This window comes from Pseudomonas cuatrocienegasensis (assembly GCF_900110925.1).
In the GTDB taxonomy this organism is placed as follows: domain Bacteria; phylum Pseudomonadota; class Gammaproteobacteria; order Pseudomonadales; family Pseudomonadaceae; genus Aquipseudomonas; species Aquipseudomonas cuatrocienegasensis.
On sequence record NZ_FOFP01000002.1, the window covers coordinates 319,517 to 335,373 of the forward strand.

Sequence of the window (15,857 nt, forward strand, 5' to 3'; positions counted from 1 at the left end):
ACAGGCTGGATACAGATCAACGGCGCGGCAGGTACTGCAGAGGATCGACGGGCTTGCCCTGTCGGCGAATCTCAAAGTGGAGTTTCACCCGGTCGGTGCCTGTAGAACCCATCTCGGCAATGGCCTGCCCAGCTTTGACCTGTTGACCCTCCTGCACCAGCAACCTGCGGTTATGGCCGTAGGCGCTTACATAGGTATCGCTGTGTTTGATGATCACCAACTCGCCGTAGCCCCGTAGACCACTCCCGGCGTATACCACTGACCCATCAGACGCAGCTAAAACAGGCTGTCCCAAATCGCCGGCGATATCAATGCCTTTATTCAAACTGCCGTTTGAGGAAAATCGCCCGATAATCGAACCATTCGCCGGCCATGACCAGCCTGACGCAGAACGCTGAACAGGCTGTACCGGCGTAGTGGCTGGTTTGTTAACAATGGGTGTAGCAGGCCGCGCCTGAGTAGGTGCCGGCACCGCTGCGCTGGGGCGCTGCGTCGGGGCGGAGGGCGCAGTCACTGGACGTGCCACTGAAGCAGACGCAGTCGAACCCTGGCCGTCGAAGCGAATGATCTGCCCAACCCGAATCAGGTAAGGCGCCACGATACCATTGCGCGCTGCAAGTGCTTTCCAGTCCCAGCCGAATCGAAAGGCGATGGAATACAAGGTGTCGCCGCGCTGCACTCGATACTGGCCGCTGGTAACCGGTTGGCGCTGCACAGCGGTAGCACGGCTGCGATCCACTACCTGTACACCACCAGAAGGCGAGCTGGCGCAGCCGGAAAGAACGGCGAAGATGACCAAACCACTCAACCAGCGCTGAGGACGGCTCCAGCAGTTACGATGTTGAATGGCGGTGAATCTCACCCGTTTCTCCCTTGGGTAGCGGTGCAGTGCGGCGTATTGTGCCGGATTTATTCGCAGCGGCCAGCGCTTTGCGCGCGCCGTGCGGCGATCCATTCCAAACCGAGCACCAGAGCGATACCAGCCAGCGTACAGAGAATAGCCAGCAGCAACTGTGGATCCTGGCCGTTAATCTGGGCGAACTGTGCAGGCAGGACATTCGCCTGCACGAACGGTACCGTCTCCCCATGTCGATCAGTTTGCCAGCTTAAGGTTTCCTTCCACGGCCAGAGTTTGTTCAGCGAGCCCAGCATCAGACCGGTAAGCAAGGCCAGGGTCAGGTCACGCCAGCGCTGTAACAGCCAGCGCAGTACGCCAGCGAAAGAGACAATCCCCACCAATGCCCCCGCGGCAAAGACGCCGAGCACAGCAAGGTCGAGTTGCTTCACTGCCGCCAGAACAAAAGGGTAGAGACCCAGCAGCAGCAGGATGAAGCTGCCTGAGATGCCAGGCAGGATCATCGCGCAAATGGCGATCGAGCCCGCGAGAAACAGCGTGGGCAGGTCGGTGCCCCACTGCAACGGTGACGCCACGGTAATCCAGTAAGCGAAACCCGCACCGCAGGCGAAACCGACTAGTCGGCTCAAGCCCCAACGCTTGATCTCACGCGCAACCAGGTGGGTGGACACGAGAATCAGGCCGAAAAAGAACGACCAGACCGGAATCGGATGGTGTTCGAGCAGGTAACTGATCAGCCGTGCAAGGCTCAGGATACTGGTCAGGATACCCAGCAGCAGGACCAGCAGAAATGTAGCATTAGCCGTCCGCCAGGCTGCCGCCACCCGCCCACGCAAAAGCTGAGTCGCGGCTTTCGGGATGCTGGCAATCGAGGCGAGCAGTTCATCGTAGATACCGCTGATGAAAGCGATGGTGCCACCGGACACGCCAGGCACCACGTCAGCGGCACCCATGGCGATGCCCTTGGCGTAGAGCAGAAGATACTTTTTCATGACAGCCTTCCAGGGCAGTGTAGGCTCAGGCCAGCGGCCCGTTGAGCAGAGGAACGAAGCGCACAGCATCAAGTACGTGGCGCGAGAAGCCGTTGTCTTCACGCACGATCAGCAGCAACTGCTGCTCATCACCGGCACCGACAGGGATCACCATACGACCGCCCGGCGCCAGTTGGTCCAGCAATGCCTGGGGCACTTCGGCGGCAGCCGCGGTAACGATGATGCCGTTGTAGGGCGCCAGCGCTGGCCAGCCTTCCCAGCCATCGCCCCAGCGAAACACCACATTGCGCAGGTTGAGCGCGGTCATGCGCTCCTTGGCGCGATCCTGCAACACCTGAATGCGCTCAACGCTGAATACGCGCTCGACCAATTGCGAGAGGATCGCCGTCTGATAGCCCGAGCCGGTGCCGATTTCCAGCACCTTGTCGAGTGGTCCGGCAGCGAGCAGCAGCTCGCTCATGCGCGCGACCATATAGGGCTGGGAGATGGTCTGGTTATGCCCGATGGGCAGCGCGGTGTCCTCATAGGCACGGTGCGCCAACGCTTCATCAACGAACAAATGACGCGGGGTCCGACGAATGGCTTCCAGTACACGGGCGTTGGACAGGCCCTCGTCGTAGAGCCGCTGGATCAAGCGCTCACGGGTGCGCTGCGAGGTCATGCCGATGCCGCGGTGCTGGGGGTCCTGTTCACGCATCATCAGAACAGCGCCTCCAGCCAGGGCGCTAGGCGCTCGGCACCGGCCAGAAAGGTGCGATCGAGCTGCAGCGGAGTAATCGATACATAGCCCTGCAGTACCGCATGAAAGTCCGTTCCCGGCCCGCCGTCCTCGGCGTCGCCAGCCACAGAAATCCAGTAGCCTTCCTTGCCACGTGGGTTGACCACCTTGACCGGTGCGGCGGCGCGGGCGCGATGGCCGAGCCGGGTGAGCTGCACGCCGCGAATGTGTTCGAGCGGCAGGTTCGGCACGTTGACGCTCAGCACCGTGCGTGGAGGCAGGTCGAGCTGCTCGTGTGCCTCGACCAGTTTGCGGGCGAAATAAGCCGCCGTGGGCAGGTTCTCCGGCGAACGCGAGAGCAGCGAGAAGGCAAAGGCCGGACGCGCCAGGAAGCGTCCTTCAAGCGCTGCGGCGACGGTGCCGGAATAGAGCACATCATCGCCGAGGTTGGCGCCCAGGTTAATACCAGACACCACCAGGTCCGTCTCGTGCGGCAACAGACCATTGAGGCCCAGGTGCACGCAGTCGGTCGGCGTACCGTTGAGGCTGATAAAGCCATTATCGAGGGTCTGCGCATGCAGAGGCCGATCCAGGGTCAGCGAGCTGCTGGCACCGCTACGGTCCTGATCGGGCGCCACGACCGTGCAATGGGCATAGTCGGCGAGCGCAGCGTGGAGCGCGGCGAGGCCTGGCGATGCCACGCCGTCATCGTTTGAAATCAGAATACGCATGGGTTATCCGTCTGCCCTGCCGGCAACAGATCGACGAGCTCACGCACCAATGCGGTGGCAAAGCATCCAGCCGGCAGGACGAATTCCAGTTGCAGAATGTCAGGCTCGGGATAATGCCACGTCAACCCGCCAATGGGGAGGCGCAGTATTCGCCGTTCGTGCGCCAGGCCCGCTTCTGCCAGCCAGGTAGCCAGTTCGGTCTCGGTTTCGCCAATCCGCTGCTCCAGGACAAAAGTCGCCTCACCGGTCGGTGACGGTCCCTCACCCCAGAGCGGCCCTGTGGGGTGCAGGTCCAGCGCAGCCAGACGCGGGTCACTGCATTCGGCCTCGCCAGCGGCAAAGAAACTGCGGCTGTCGGTGAAGGCCAGCAGGTCGCCCGGCTGGGCGCGCTGCCAGCTGCCATCGGCGACACGCGCTGCCAAGACCTGGTTGAACAGGTAGCTGCGCGCGGCCGAGAGCACTCGCGAGCGGGCGTTGCGCTGCTCAGGCAGTGTGCCGCGTTCGACGCAGTGCCGGGCATGGGCCAGGTTGCCGCCCTCGAAGCCAAAGCGTTGCAGACCGAAGTAGTTGGGAATGCCCTGGGCGGCGATGCTCTGCAGGCGTGCGTCGAGCCGCTCGCGATCAGCCTGCAAACCGGTCAGGCGCAAGGTGAAGCCGTTGGCGGCATGGGCGCCGCGCTGCAGTTTGCGCGAATGGCGGGTGCGCGAAAGGATACGCAGCTGTTCGCTTTCGGCCGCACCCAGCTCAGGGTCGGCCTTGCCCGGCAGGTGCAGGCTGAACCACTGGCGGGTCAGCGCCTGGCGGTCCTTGAGCCCGGCATAGCTGATCGCCCGCAGCGGCACGCCGGCCGCACGGGCCAAACGACGGGCCGCATCTTCGGTATTCAGCTCACGCTTTTCCACCCACAACCAGAGGTGCTCGCCGGCGCCCGACAAGTCGATATCAAGCACCTCATCGACCTGAAAGTCTTCGGCGATGGCCTTCAGCACGGCATGCCCACAGGGTTCACCATGGGCACGCGGGCCGAGCAGTTCGAGCTCGGTCATGCGCGCACGACCAGGGCCACAGCGTGCACGGCAATGCCCTCTTCGCGCCCGGTAAAGCCCAGTTTCTCGGTGGTGGTGGCCTTGACGTTGACCTGATCGAGATCGACCTGCAGGTCTTCGGCAATCAGCTCGCGCATGCGCGTGATATGCGGCGCCATCTTCGGCGCCTGGGCGACGATGGTGGCGTCGACGTTGCCAACCTGCCAGCCACGCGCCTGCAACAGCCCCAGCACATGGCGCAGCAAGGCGCGGCTATCAGCGCCTTTGTAGGCTGGGTCGGTATCGGGGAAATGTTTGCCGATATCCCCCAGGGCAACCGCCCCAAGCAGAGCATCACTGAGCGCATGCAGCAGCACGTCGCCATCAGAATGAGCAACCAGCCCGGCGGAGTGAGCAATGCGCACGCCGCCCAAGGTGATGAAATCACCCTCGCCGAAGCGGTGTACGTCGTAACCATGACCGATACGCATAAAAGAACAACGCCCTGAAAAAGTCAGGGCGTGATTCTAACCGAAAGCAGCAGGCTGCAAGCTTATGGCGTACTGCTCGACGCTGACGTCAAGGCGGCCGCATGATGACGCAAGTGGTCGTCAATAAAGCTGGCGATGAAATAGTAGCTGTGGTCATACCCGGGCTGCAGACGCAGGGTCAGCGGATGCCCCGCTGCCTGGGCAGCACTCTTGAGCGCCTGCGGCTTGAGCTGGCCGTCGAGAAAGTCGTCGCGGTCACCCTGATCGACCAGAATCGGCAAACGCTCCTGGGCCTCGGCCAACAGCGCGCAGCTGTCCCACTCGCGCCAGCGTGAGCGGTCTTCTCCCAGATAATTGGAAAAAGCCTTCTCGCCCCACGGGCAGTTGAGCGGATTGCTGACCGGGGCGAACGCCGAGACCGACTGGTAGCGACCGGGATTCTTCAGCGCACAGATCAAGGCACCGTGCCCACCCATGGAATGGCCGCTGATACCGCGCTTGTCCGATACCGGGAAGTTCGCCTCGATCAGCGCCGGCAGCTCCTGCACCACGTAATCGTACATGCGGTAATTGCGCGCCCAGGGTTCCTGGGTGGCGTTGACGTAAAAGCCGGCGCCCAAGCCGAAGTCCCAGGCTTTTTCCGGGTCATCCGGCACATCCGCGCCACGCGGGCTGGTATCCGGGGCGACGATGATCAGCCCGAGCTCGGCCGCCAGCTTCTGCGCGCCGGCCTTCTGCATAAAGTTCTCATCGCTGCAGGTCAGACCGCTGAGCCAGTACAGCACCGGCAGTTTGGCACCCTGCTCCGACTGCGGAGGCAGGTAAACGGCGAATACCATGTCGCAGTTGAGTGTGCTGGAACGGTGCCGGTAACGCTTGTGCCAGCCGCCAAAAGTTTTGTTGCTGGAAACGATTTCCAAGGTCATGAGCACTCCGTTGGGTGCGCCATGCGCACCAAGGGTTTGCGGTGCGCATGGCCTGGGCGGCCCCGCGCACCCTACGAAAAACCGTACGGCCATGAGGCCGCATGGTTTTGCCTCAGAAGTGAATGACGGTACGAATGCTCTTGCCTTCGTGCATCAGGTCGAATGCCTTGTTGATGTCTTCCAGCGGCATATTGTGGGTGATGAAGGTGTCCAGCGGGATTTCACCGGTTTGTGCCTTGGCCACATAACCCGGCAGCTCGGTACGGCCCTTTACGCCACCGAAGGCACTGCCGCGCCAGACGCGACCGGTCACCAGTTGGAACGGACGGGTGGAGATTTCCTGACCGGCACCGGCCACGCCGATAATCACCGACTCACCCCAGCCCTTGTGCGCGCACTCAAGCGCGGCACGCATCAGTTGCACATTGCCGACGCACTCGAAGGAGTAGTCCACACCGCCGTCGGTCATCTCGACGATGACTTCCTGGATCGGCTTGGCGAAGTCCTTCGGGTTGACGAAATCGGTCGCACCCAGCTCGCGGGCCACATCGAACTTGGCTGGGTTGATGTCGACGGCGATGATCCGCGAAGCCTTGGCCATTTTTGCGCCGATAATCGCCGCCAGGCCGATGCCCCCCAGACCGAAGATCGCCACGGTGGCGCCCTCCTCCACCTTGGCAGTGTTGAGCACGGCGCCGATGCCGGTAGTCACGCCACAGCCGAGCAGGCAGACCTTCTCCAGCGGCGCGTCCTTGGGGATGACCGCCAGGGAGACTTCCGGCAATACGGTGTACTCGGAGAAGGTCGAGCAGCCCATGTAGTGATAGATCGGCTCGCCCTTATAGGAGAAGCGGCTGGTGCCATCGGGCATCAGGCCCTTGCCCTGGGTGGCGCGCACCGAGCTGCACAGGTTGGTCTTGCCTGAGGTGCAGAACTTACAGGTGCGGCATTCGGCGGTGTACAGCGGAATCACGTGGTCACCGACCTGCACCGAGGTTACGCCTTCACCAATGGCTTCGACGATGCCACCGCCTTCGTGGCCAAGAATCGCCGGGAACACCCCTTCGGAATCTTCACCCGAGAGCGTGTAGGCATCGGTGTGGCAAACGCCGCTGGCAACAATACGCACCAACACCTCGCCCGCCTTGGGCGGTGCGACATCGACTTCGACAATTTGCAGGGGTTGGTTGGCAGCGAAAGCAACGGCCGCGCGCGACTTGATCATGGATGTGCTCCAGGGTTGGCGGAAATGACCACCAGTGTAGAGGACTCCTCACCAGTAAATAATCCGGCTACTTGCAAAACATTATTGCCATACAGGGATAATGCTTAACCTATTGCGAGGATACCGCCATGAACCAGTGGGATGGCCTGGACGAATTCGTTGCCGTCGCCGAGACCGGGCAATTCACCGCTGCGGCCGTGCGCCTGGGCCTGTCGTCTTCCCAGGTCAGCCGGCAGATCGCTCGTTTGGAGGAGCGCCTGCAGGCTCGCCTGTTCCACCGCAGCACCCGCCGCGTGGCGCTGACCGAAGCCGGACAGACGTTTTTGCAGCACTGTCAGCGCCTGCAGGATGCTCGCGAAGAAGCGCTGCGCGCGGTCAGCGACCTCGGCAGCGAACCCAAGGGGCTGCTGCGCCTGACCTGCGCAGTGGCTTATGGCGAGCGCTTTATCGTGCCGCTGGTCACCGACTTTATGAGCCGCCACCCACAGCTGCGCGTCGAGATCGAACTGAGCAATCGCCCCCTGGACCTGGTGCATGAAAGCCTGGATGTGGCGATTCGCCTGGGTCGCCTGCAGGACTCGCGGCTGGTCGCCACACGCCTGGCACCCCGGCAGATGTTTCTCTGCGCCGCACCGGACTACCTGCAACGCTATGGCCGTCCGCACAGCCTCTCGGAACTCAGCCGGCACAATTGCCTGATCGGCAGTTCGGACATCTGGAGTTTTCAGATTGACGGTCGCGAGGCCTCGCCACGGGTCCACGGCAACTGGCGCTGCAACAGCGGTCAGGCAGTACTGGAGGCTGCCCTGCGCGGTCTTGGTTTATGCCAGTTACCGGACTATTACGTGCTCGAACACCTGCGCAGCGGCGCCCTGATCTCCCTGCTGGACAACCAGCAACCGCCGGATACGGCGGTCTGGGCGCTGTATCCCCAACAACGCCACCTGTCACCCAAGGTGCGTCAGTTGGTGGACTGCCTCAAGGCCGGCCTGGCCCTGCGCCCGGAGTACCGCACGCAACAGATTGTCACAGGCTAAGCAGGCAAACGCCGCCGAGAATGGGCCATAGTGAGAGCGCTTCTCACTGCAGGACAACGCCTGCAAGGCGCCCTGCTAACCCAAGCAACATGAGGAAGACGACGATGCAAGTACTGGTTAACAGTGACAACCATATCGACACCTCCAGCAGCCAGGCGAGCGGTATTCGCGAGCACGTGCAGCACAAACTACAGCGCTTTGAAGATCACCTGACCCGCATTGAGCTGCACCTGAGTGATGAAAATGGCCACAAAGGTGGCCAGGACAAGCGCTGCCAGATCGAGGCACGGCCCAAAGGGCGTGACCCGGTTTCGGTGTCCCACCAGGCTGAAACCCTCAACCAGGCCATCGAAGGCGCTATGGACAAGCTCGGCACCGTGCTTGAACGTGCCGTGGCGCGGACCCGCGTGCACTAATTCTTAGGGTCAGCGCCTGTGCCAGAGCCGGGACAGGCGCTGCAAATCCTCTGGCGTGGTGACCTTAAGGTTGTCGCTGCGCCCTTCCACCAGACGCGGCGCCTGGCCAGCCCATTCCACAGCCGAGGCTTCATCGGTCACCGCCACCTCAGCCAGCAAGGCTTCCGCCAGCGCCCGGTGTAACAGCCCCAAGCGAAACATCTGCGGCGTATAGGCCTGCCACATCGCGGCACGGTCCACGGTTTTAGCCACCCGCCCAGCACTGTCGGCGCGCTTCAAAGTGTCGCGGACCGGCACCGCGAGCAGCCCGCCCACCGGGTCATCGGCCAAGGTCAGCAGCAGGTTGTCGAGATCATCCTGGGACAGGTTGGGCCGCGCCGCATCATGCACCAGCACCCAGTCATCATCCTGAGCACCGAGTTCGATCAGACGTAACAGCCCGCCCAGTACCGAATCGGCGCGCTCGCGACCGCCATCCGCCCGACTGATGCGTGGGTCACCGGCACAGGCCAGCGCCGGCCAATAGGGATCATCCTGAGCCAGACTAACCACCAGACCGCGCAGTTGCGGGTGATCGAGAAAACAGCCCAGGGTGTGTTCGAGAATGCAGCGCCCCTCAAGCATCAAATACTGCTTGGGACGATCAGCGGCCATGCGACTGCCCACACCGGCAGCCGGAATCAGTGCCCAGAAGGGCGGCGGAGTCGACATCGTCACTCCGCCAGTTGATAGAGGGTTTCGCCCTCTTTGACCATGCCCAGCTCATGCCGGGCACGTTCTTCGACGGTTTCCATGCCGCGCTTGAGCTCCAGCACCTCGGCTTCGAGGATGCGGTTGCGCTCCAGCAACTGCTCGTTCTCGCCTTGCTGATCGGCGATTTGCTGCTTGAGGTCGGTGACCTGGGCCAGGCTACCGTCACCCACCCACAGGCGATACTGCAGGCCAGCCAGCAGCAAGAGCAGTACGACGAACAACCAGTAAGGGCTACGCATCACAGAAACGGTATCCGGACGAAAAAGGGGCGACTCGCGCCGCCCCTCTTTTACCATGCTTGCACTCAACCACGGAACTCGCCGCGACCACGGTACGGTGCCTTGGCACCCAGCTGCTCTTCGATACGCAGCAGCTGGTTGTACTTGGACACGCGGTCGGATCGGCACAGCGAACCGGTTTTGATCTGACCGGCGGCAGTGCCCACGGCCAGATCGGCGATGGTGCTGTCTTCGGTCTCGCCACTACGGTGCGAGATCACCGCGGTATAACCGGCAGCCTTGGCCATCTGGATGGCTTCCAGGGTTTCGGTCAGGGTGCCGATCTGGTTGAACTTGATCAGGATCGAGTTACCGATCGACTCGTCGATGCCGCGCTTGAGGATCTTGGTGTTAGTAACGAACAGGTCGTCGCCGACCAGTTGCACCTTGTCACCGATCTTGTCGGTAAGGATCTTCCAGCCAGCCCAGTCGGACTCGTCCATGCCGTCTTCGATGGAGATGATCGGATAACGCTCCGACAGGCCGGCCAGGTAGTCAGCGAAACCCGCCGCGTCGAAGACTTTGCCTTCGCCAGCCAGGTCGTACTTGCCATCCTTGAAGAACTCGCTGGAGGCGCAGTCCAGGGCCAGGGTGACATCGTCGCCCAGGGTGTAACCGGCGTTGGCCACAGCTTCGGCGATGGCAGCCAGGGCGTCTTCATTGGAGGCCAGGTTCGGGGCGAAACCGCCTTCATCACCCACCGAGGTGCTCAGGCCACGGGCCTTCAGCACGGCTTTAAGATGATGGAAGATTTCGGTGCCAATGCGCAGGCCGTCGGCGAAGGTCTTGGCACCTACCGGCTGGACCATGAACTCCTGGATGTCGACGTTGTTATCGGCATGCTCGCCACCGTTGATGATGTTCATCATCGGCACCGGCATCGAGTACTGGCCCGGAGTGCCATTGAGGTTGGCGATGTGCGCGTACAGCGGCAGGTCCTGGTCCTGGGCAGCGGCCTTGGCGGCGGCCAGGGATACGGCGAGGATCGCGTTGGCACCCAGGGAGCCTTTGTTCTCGGTACCGTCGAGGTCGATCATGGCCTGGTCGAGGGCGCGCTGCTCAACCGGGTCCTTGCCCAGCAGGGCCGAGCGGATCGGGCCATTGATGTTGGCCACGGCCTTGAGGACACCCTTGCCCAGGTAACGGCTCTTGTCGCCATCACGCAGCTCCAGCGCTTCGCGCGAGCCGGTGGAGGCGCCGGACGGCGCACAGGCGCTGCCCACGATACCATTGTCGAGGATTACATCGGCTTCCACAGTGGGGTTGCCACGGGAGTCGAGAACCTCACGACCCTTGATGTCGACGATCTTAGCCATTCTTGTTAGCACTCCAAAAGTTGACGAAACAGTACCGCTGGCCTCGCGTTCCGACCGCTCACCCGCACACAGGTTGCAGGCGAGACGACGACTGGTCAGCTCAGGTCGGCGGCACTTTACCGGAGAACGGCCTGGTCAGGCTGTCTCGATCGGCGAAAAACCCTTGATCAGATCATCCAGCTGCTTGAGCTGGGTGAGGAACGGCTCCAGCTTGTCAAGGCGCAAGGCACAGGGGCCGTCGCACTTGGCGTTGTCCGGGTCCGGGTGGGCTTCGAGGAACAGGCCAGCCAGGCCCTGGCTCATGCCGGCCTTGGCCAGATCGGTAACCTGAGCGCGGCGACCGCCGGCGGAGTCCGCGCGACCACCCGGCATCTGCAGGGCGTGGGTCACGTCGAAGAACACCGGGTAGCGGGTCTGCTTCATGATGCCGAAGCCGAGCATGTCCACCACCAGGTTGTTGTAGCCGAAGCTCGAACCACGCTCGCAGAGGATCAACTGGTCATTACCGGCCTCTTCACACTTGGCCAGGATGTGCTTCATCTCCTGGGGCGCGAGGAACTGAGCCTTCTTGATATTGATCACCGCACCGGTCTTGGCCATGGCCACGACCAGATCGGTCTGCCGCGAAAGAAAGGCTGGCAATTGGATGATGTCGCAGACATCGGCCACCGGCTGCGCCTGGTGCGGCTCGTGCACGTCGGTAATCACCGGCACACCGAAGGTCTTTTTGATTTCTTCAAAGACCTTCATACCCTCTTCCAGGCCTGGGCCACGGAAGGAGGCCACCGAAGAACGGTTGGCCTTGTCAAAGCTGGCCTTGAATACGTAGGGAATGCCAAGTTTCTCGGTCACCCGCACGTACTCTTCACAGGCACGCATGGCCAAGTCGCGGGACTCGATCACATTGATGCCGCCGAACAGCACGAAAGGCTTGTCGTTGGCGATCTCGATGCTGCCGACCTTGATGATTTTCTGCGTCACGTTAGTCATGCCTTCTTCGCTTTCTGGGCCAGGGCCGCCTTGACGAAACCGCTGAACAGCGGATGGCCGTCACGTGGGGTCGAGGTGAATTCCGGGTGGAACTGACAGGCCACGAACCACGGGTGATCCGGCGCTTCGACCACTTCGACCAGCGCGCCGTCGCCGGAGCGACCGGTAATTTTGAGGCCGGCGTCGATCAGTTGCGGCAGCAGGTTGTTGTTGACCTCGTAGCGGTGACGATGACGCTCAACGATCACGTCCTTGCCGTAGCAGGCGTGCACTTGCGAGCCATCCAGCAACTGACAGTCCTGCGCACCCAGACGCATGGTGCCGCCCAGGTCGGAGGCATCGCTGCGCTTTTCCACTTCGCCGGTCGCATCCTGCCACTCGGTGATCAGACCTACGACAGGATGACCACTGGAGGTGTCGAACTCGCTGGAGTTCGCGTCCTTCCAGCCCAGCACGTTACGGGCGAACTCGATAACCGCGACCTGCATGCCGAGGCAGATACCCAGGTAGGGAATCTTGTTCTCACGGGCGTATTGCACCGTGGTGATCTTGCCTTCCACGCCGCGCAGACCAAAGCCGCCCGGCACCAGAATGGCATCCACGCCTTCAAGCAGCGCGGTACCTTTGTTCTCGATATCTTCAGAGTCGATATAGCGCAGGTTGACCTTGGTGCGGTTCTCGATGCCAGCGTGGCTCATGGCCTCGATCAGCGATTTGTACGCATCGAGCAGCTCCATGTACTTGCCGACCATGGCAATGGTCACTTCTTTTTCCGGATTCAGCTTGGCATCGACCACGCGATCCCACTCGGACAGATCAGCACTGCCGCATTCCAGACCAAAGCGCTCGACGACGAAGTCATCCAGGCCCTGGGCATGCAGCACACCCGGGATCTTGTAGATGGTGTCGACGTCTTCCAGGGAAATCACCGCACGCTCTTCAACGTTGGTGAACAGCGCGATCTTGCGCCGCGAAGAAACGTCCACCGGGTGGTCGGAGCGGCAGATCAGCACGTCCGGCTGCAGGCCGATAGAGCGCAGCTCTTTCACCGAGTGCTGGGTCGGCTTGGTCTTGGTCTCGCCGGCGGTGGCGATGTAAGGCACCAGTGTCAGGTGCATCAGCATCGCGCGCTTGGCGCCGACTTCCACACGCAATTGGCGAATGGCTTCGAGGAACGGCTGCGACTCGATGTCACCCACGGTGCCGCCGATCTCGACCATGGCCACATCGGCATCGCCCGCACCCTTGATGATGCGGCGCTTGATCTCGTCAGTGATATGCGGGATCACCTGGATGGTGGCACCCAGGTAATCACCACGACGCTCACGGCGCAACACGTCTTCGTAGACGCGGCCGGTGGTGAAGTTGTTGTTCTGGGTCATGGTCGTGCGGATAAACCGCTCGTAATGGCCCAGGTCGAGGTCGGTCTCGGCGCCGTCGTGGGTGACGAACACCTCACCGTGCTGGAACGGACTCATGGTGCCCGGATCGACGTTGATATAAGGGTCCAGCTTGAGCATCGTGACCTTCAGGCCCCGCGCCTCCAGGATGGCCGCCAATGAAGCCGAAGCGATGCCTTTCCCCAATGAAGAAACAACACCACCCGTGACGAATATGTAGCGCGTCATGAAAAACCCTAGAAGTCTGCGTTAGGCGGCCAGTGCCGCTGGGGAAAGCGATGGAAGGCCGGAGCCATCAGTTGTCAGATTGCAGCAACTGCAAGCCATTACCGGCTCCTGATCGCAATGCGAGGGGGAGGCGATAAAAGCTCATGTAAGACGGGAGCGTAGTCTACCGGAAAGGCCCTATCAGCTCAAACCTTGATCCTGACTCGCTGGCGTCCAGATCAGCCGCCAATCGTCACCCTGACTATCGAACCCCGGTAGATTGGCCAGTGCCCGCGGCTCATTGCCGCACAACAGCAAAGGCCAGCGCGCCCGCAGAAACGCTGGCACCTGGGCCTCATTGAAAATCCGCTTGAGATCGCGCGAACCGCGCCCCGCCCGGCTTATGCGCTCACCGCCCTGGCGGTAGGCCAGCTGCCACTGCCCTTCGGGCAAGACACCCTCAATGCGCACACTGCCATTTTCCGGGAGCGCCAACACCTGCCCCGCAAGCGGTGCAGGCAAAGGACCAGGCGGTGCTGTCTGCCAGCTGGCCGGGCACCACCAAAGCCGACCAGCGGCGCGCAGCAACGCCCCACCGTGCAACTGCCAGCGCGGCTCGGCATCCGCCCGCGCATCGCGCAGGGTCTGCCAACCAGCCCAGTGCCGGGTGTCCGGCATCAGGGTCAACGGGCGCAGCCAGTGACGCAGCGCGTTACGCTGGCGCGCCTCGCTCAGACTACGCAGCACATCCATGGACAAGTTGGGCAGCCCCAGCCAGGGCCAGGGTGCCTGCGCCGCAGCGCTGCTCAGGTCTTCCTGGGCCAGCTCATCGAGCAAGCCGGCGGCCTCCTGCAGATGCTCGGCCGTCCGCGTCGCCAGCTCGGCGGCCTGGGGCCAGCGTGCCAGCAGTGGCGGCAGCACCTGATAGCGCAAGTAGTTGCGCGAGAAACGCTGATCCTGATTGCTCGGATCCTCGACCCAGTCCAAGCCATGCGCCTGGGCGTAAGCCAGCAGTTGCGTGCGACGCACGCCCAGCAGCGGCCGCACCAACTGCCCCACCCCGAGCCCACGGCTGCGCGGCATACCCGCCAGGCCCTGCACACCGGTACCGCGCAACAGACGAAATAACAGCGTCTCGAGCTGGTCATCGCAGTGCTGCGCGCTAAGGATCACATCACCCGGTGCCAGCGCCTCAGCGAAAGCAGCATGCCGCGCCTCGCGCGCCGCCCGCTCGAGGCTGGCGCCTGGCGCGACCTGCACCCGAATGATCCGCAGCGGCACACCCAAGGCGTCACACAGACGCTGACAATGCGCCGGCCAGGCGTCTGCCGCAGGCTGTAGACCATGATGAATGTGCAAAGCGCAAAGGAGCGGCAAGGCCTCGCGTTGCGCGAGGCGCGCCAGCAGGTGCACAAGCACCGTGGAATCCAGACCACCGGACAGGGCAACCTGCCAGGCGCGGGCCTCACGCCAGGGTGCCAGGCTGTCCAGCACCTCGGCGTCCAGCCCCATGTCAGGCGATACCGTAGCTCATCAGGCGCGCGTAGCGACGCTCCAACAGGGCATCCATGCTCAGCGGCTTGAGCATTTCCAACTGCTGAGTCAACGACTGACGAACCGACTCGGCTGCTGCGGCTGGGTCGCGGTGTGCGCCACCCAACGGCTCATCGATCACCTGATCGACAATGCCCAGGCCTTTCAGACGCTCAGCCGTGATGCCCATGGCTTCGGCCGCATCCGGGGCCTTCTCGGCAGTTTTCCAGAGGATCGAGGCGCAACCTTCCGGCGAGATTACTGAATAGGTGGAGTACTGCAGCATGTTCAGCTGATCGCACACGCCAATCGCCAAGGCCCCGCCGGAACCACCCTCACCAATCACGGTGGCGATGATCGGGGTTTTCAGGCGCGCCATCACGCGCAGGTTCCAGGCGATTGCCTCGCTCTGGTTGCGCTCTTCGGCGTCGATACCCGGGTAGGCGCCCGGGGTGTCGATAAAGGTCAGGATCGGCATTTTGAAACGTTCGGCCATTTCCATCAGGCGACAGGCCTTACGGTAGCCTTCCGGACGCGGCATGCCGAAGTTGCGGCGAACTTTCTCGCGCACTTCACGGCCCTTCTGATGGCCGATAACCATGACCGGCTGATCATTCAGACGAGCAACACCACCCACCAGGGCAGCGTCGTCGGAGAAGTGTCGATCGCCGTGCAGCTCATCGAACTCGGTGAAGATGTGCTGCAGGTAATCCAGCGTGTACGGGCGCCGCGGGTGGCGCGCGAGCTGGGCGATCTGCCAGCTGCTCAGATTGCTGAAGATGCTTTCGGTCAGGGCGCTGCTCTTGTCCTGCAGGCGGGCGATCTCGTCGCCGATATTCAGCGCATTGTCGTTACCGACCAGGCGAAGCTCTTCGATCTTGGCTTGCAGGTCGGCGATCGGCTGTTCGAAATCGAGAAAATTCGGGTTCATAGGCATCCGTCTTGCGTCGACGGCCAAGCGGC

At 62.4% G+C, this 15,857-nt stretch carries 17 protein-coding genes; 2 read left to right on the forward strand and 15 right to left on the reverse strand.

Going from position 1 to position 15,857, the window contains the following annotated elements; genetic code table 11:
- Nucleotides 1-16 precede the first annotated feature (16 nt).
- The 8 genes from BMW49_RS04350 to BMW49_RS04385 form a co-directional block, all read right to left on the reverse strand.
- A complete protein-coding gene (locus BMW49_RS04350) occupies nucleotides 17-862 on the reverse strand; it encodes a peptidoglycan DD-metalloendopeptidase family protein (RefSeq protein WP_371850846.1) in 846 nt (281 codons plus the stop codon).
- A 47-nt stretch (nucleotides 863-909) separates the two neighbouring features.
- Nucleotides 910-1,848: a polyprenyl-phosphate transporter gene (locus BMW49_RS04355; RefSeq protein ID WP_069516066.1), complete on the reverse strand. Its 939-nt coding sequence runs from the start codon at nucleotides 1,846-1,848 to the stop codon at nucleotides 910-912.
- A 25-nt stretch (nucleotides 1,849-1,873) separates the two neighbouring features.
- On the reverse strand, nucleotides 1,874-2,509 hold the full coding sequence (locus BMW49_RS04360; protein ID WP_170829027.1) for a protein-L-isoaspartate(D-aspartate) O-methyltransferase: 636 nt from the start codon (nucleotides 2,507-2,509) through the stop codon (nucleotides 1,874-1,876).
- 38 nt (nucleotides 2,510-2,547) lie between these two features.
- Nucleotides 2,548-3,297: a 5'/3'-nucleotidase SurE gene (surE, locus tag BMW49_RS04365; protein WP_069516068.1), complete on the reverse strand. Its 750-nt coding sequence runs from the start codon at nucleotides 3,295-3,297 to the stop codon at nucleotides 2,548-2,550.
- Nucleotides 3,285-4,343, reverse strand: coding sequence for a tRNA pseudouridine(13) synthase TruD (gene truD / locus BMW49_RS04370; protein WP_069516069.1), 1,059 nt, complete (start codon nucleotides 4,341-4,343; stop codon nucleotides 3,285-3,287). Before truD ends, surE begins: the two co-directional genes overlap by 13 nt.
- Complete coding sequence (ispF, locus tag BMW49_RS04375) at nucleotides 4,340-4,813, reverse strand: 2-C-methyl-D-erythritol 2,4-cyclodiphosphate synthase (protein WP_069516070.1); 474 nt, start codon at nucleotides 4,811-4,813, stop codon at nucleotides 4,340-4,342. The genes truD and ispF overlap by 4 nt, the downstream gene beginning before the upstream one ends.
- 62 nt (nucleotides 4,814-4,875) lie before the next feature.
- Complete coding sequence (fghA, locus tag BMW49_RS04380; protein WP_069516071.1) at nucleotides 4,876-5,739, reverse strand: S-formylglutathione hydrolase; 864 nt, start codon at nucleotides 5,737-5,739, stop codon at nucleotides 4,876-4,878.
- Between the two features lie 112 nt (nucleotides 5,740-5,851).
- Nucleotides 5,852-6,964 (reverse strand): S-(hydroxymethyl)glutathione dehydrogenase/class III alcohol dehydrogenase, encoded by a 1,113-nt coding sequence (locus BMW49_RS04385; protein ID WP_069516072.1) that lies wholly within the window; start codon nucleotides 6,962-6,964, stop codon nucleotides 5,852-5,854.
- Between the two features lie 128 nt (nucleotides 6,965-7,092).
- On the opposite strand from BMW49_RS04385, the gene BMW49_RS04390 reads away from it, so the two are divergent.
- Together BMW49_RS04390 and BMW49_RS04395 are read left to right on the forward strand one after the other, a co-directional pair.
- Nucleotides 7,093-8,001: a LysR family transcriptional regulator gene (locus BMW49_RS04390; RefSeq protein ID WP_069516073.1), complete on the forward strand. Its 909-nt coding sequence runs from the start codon at nucleotides 7,093-7,095 to the stop codon at nucleotides 7,999-8,001.
- 104 nt (nucleotides 8,002-8,105) lie between these two features.
- Nucleotides 8,106-8,417: an HPF/RaiA family ribosome-associated protein gene (locus BMW49_RS04395; protein ID WP_069516074.1), complete on the forward strand. Its 312-nt coding sequence runs from the start codon at nucleotides 8,106-8,108 to the stop codon at nucleotides 8,415-8,417.
- 9 nt (nucleotides 8,418-8,426) lie between these two features.
- Here the strand turns inward: BMW49_RS04395 and ispD are convergent, their stop codons facing one another.
- The 7 genes from ispD to BMW49_RS04430 form a co-directional block, all read right to left on the reverse strand.
- Nucleotides 8,427-9,128 carry a 2-C-methyl-D-erythritol 4-phosphate cytidylyltransferase gene (gene ispD, locus BMW49_RS04400; RefSeq protein ID WP_069516075.1) on the reverse strand — a complete coding sequence of 234 codons (702 nt, stop codon included), beginning with the start codon at nucleotides 9,126-9,128 and terminating at the stop codon, nucleotides 8,427-8,429.
- Nucleotides 9,129-9,130: 2 nt separating this feature from the next.
- On the reverse strand, nucleotides 9,131-9,409 hold the full coding sequence (ftsB, locus tag BMW49_RS04405; protein WP_069516076.1) for a cell division protein FtsB: 279 nt from the start codon (nucleotides 9,407-9,409) through the stop codon (nucleotides 9,131-9,133).
- Between the two features lie 65 nt (nucleotides 9,410-9,474).
- Entirely contained in the window at nucleotides 9,475-10,764 is a 1,290-nt protein-coding gene (gene eno / locus BMW49_RS04410; RefSeq protein ID WP_069516077.1) for a phosphopyruvate hydratase, read from the reverse strand.
- A 135-nt stretch (nucleotides 10,765-10,899) separates the two neighbouring features.
- The gene (kdsA, locus tag BMW49_RS04415) at nucleotides 10,900-11,745 is read right to left on the reverse strand and encodes a 3-deoxy-8-phosphooctulonate synthase (RefSeq protein ID WP_069516234.1); all 846 of its coding nucleotides are present in this window, start codon (nucleotides 11,743-11,745) and stop codon (nucleotides 10,900-10,902) included.
- 5 nt (nucleotides 11,746-11,750) lie between these two features.
- The gene (locus BMW49_RS04420) at nucleotides 11,751-13,382 is read right to left on the reverse strand and encodes a CTP synthase (protein WP_069516078.1); all 1,632 of its coding nucleotides are present in this window, start codon (nucleotides 13,380-13,382) and stop codon (nucleotides 11,751-11,753) included.
- A 180-nt stretch (nucleotides 13,383-13,562) separates the two neighbouring features.
- Nucleotides 13,563-14,873, reverse strand: a complete 1,311-nt coding sequence (gene tilS, locus BMW49_RS04425; RefSeq protein ID WP_069516079.1) for a tRNA lysidine(34) synthetase TilS — start codon at nucleotides 14,871-14,873, stop codon at nucleotides 13,563-13,565.
- Between the two features lies 1 nt (nucleotide 14,874).
- Nucleotides 14,875-15,825, reverse strand: a complete 951-nt coding sequence (locus BMW49_RS04430) for an acetyl-CoA carboxylase carboxyltransferase subunit alpha (RefSeq protein ID WP_069516080.1) — start codon at nucleotides 15,823-15,825, stop codon at nucleotides 14,875-14,877.
- Nucleotides 15,826-15,857 lie beyond the last annotated feature (32 nt).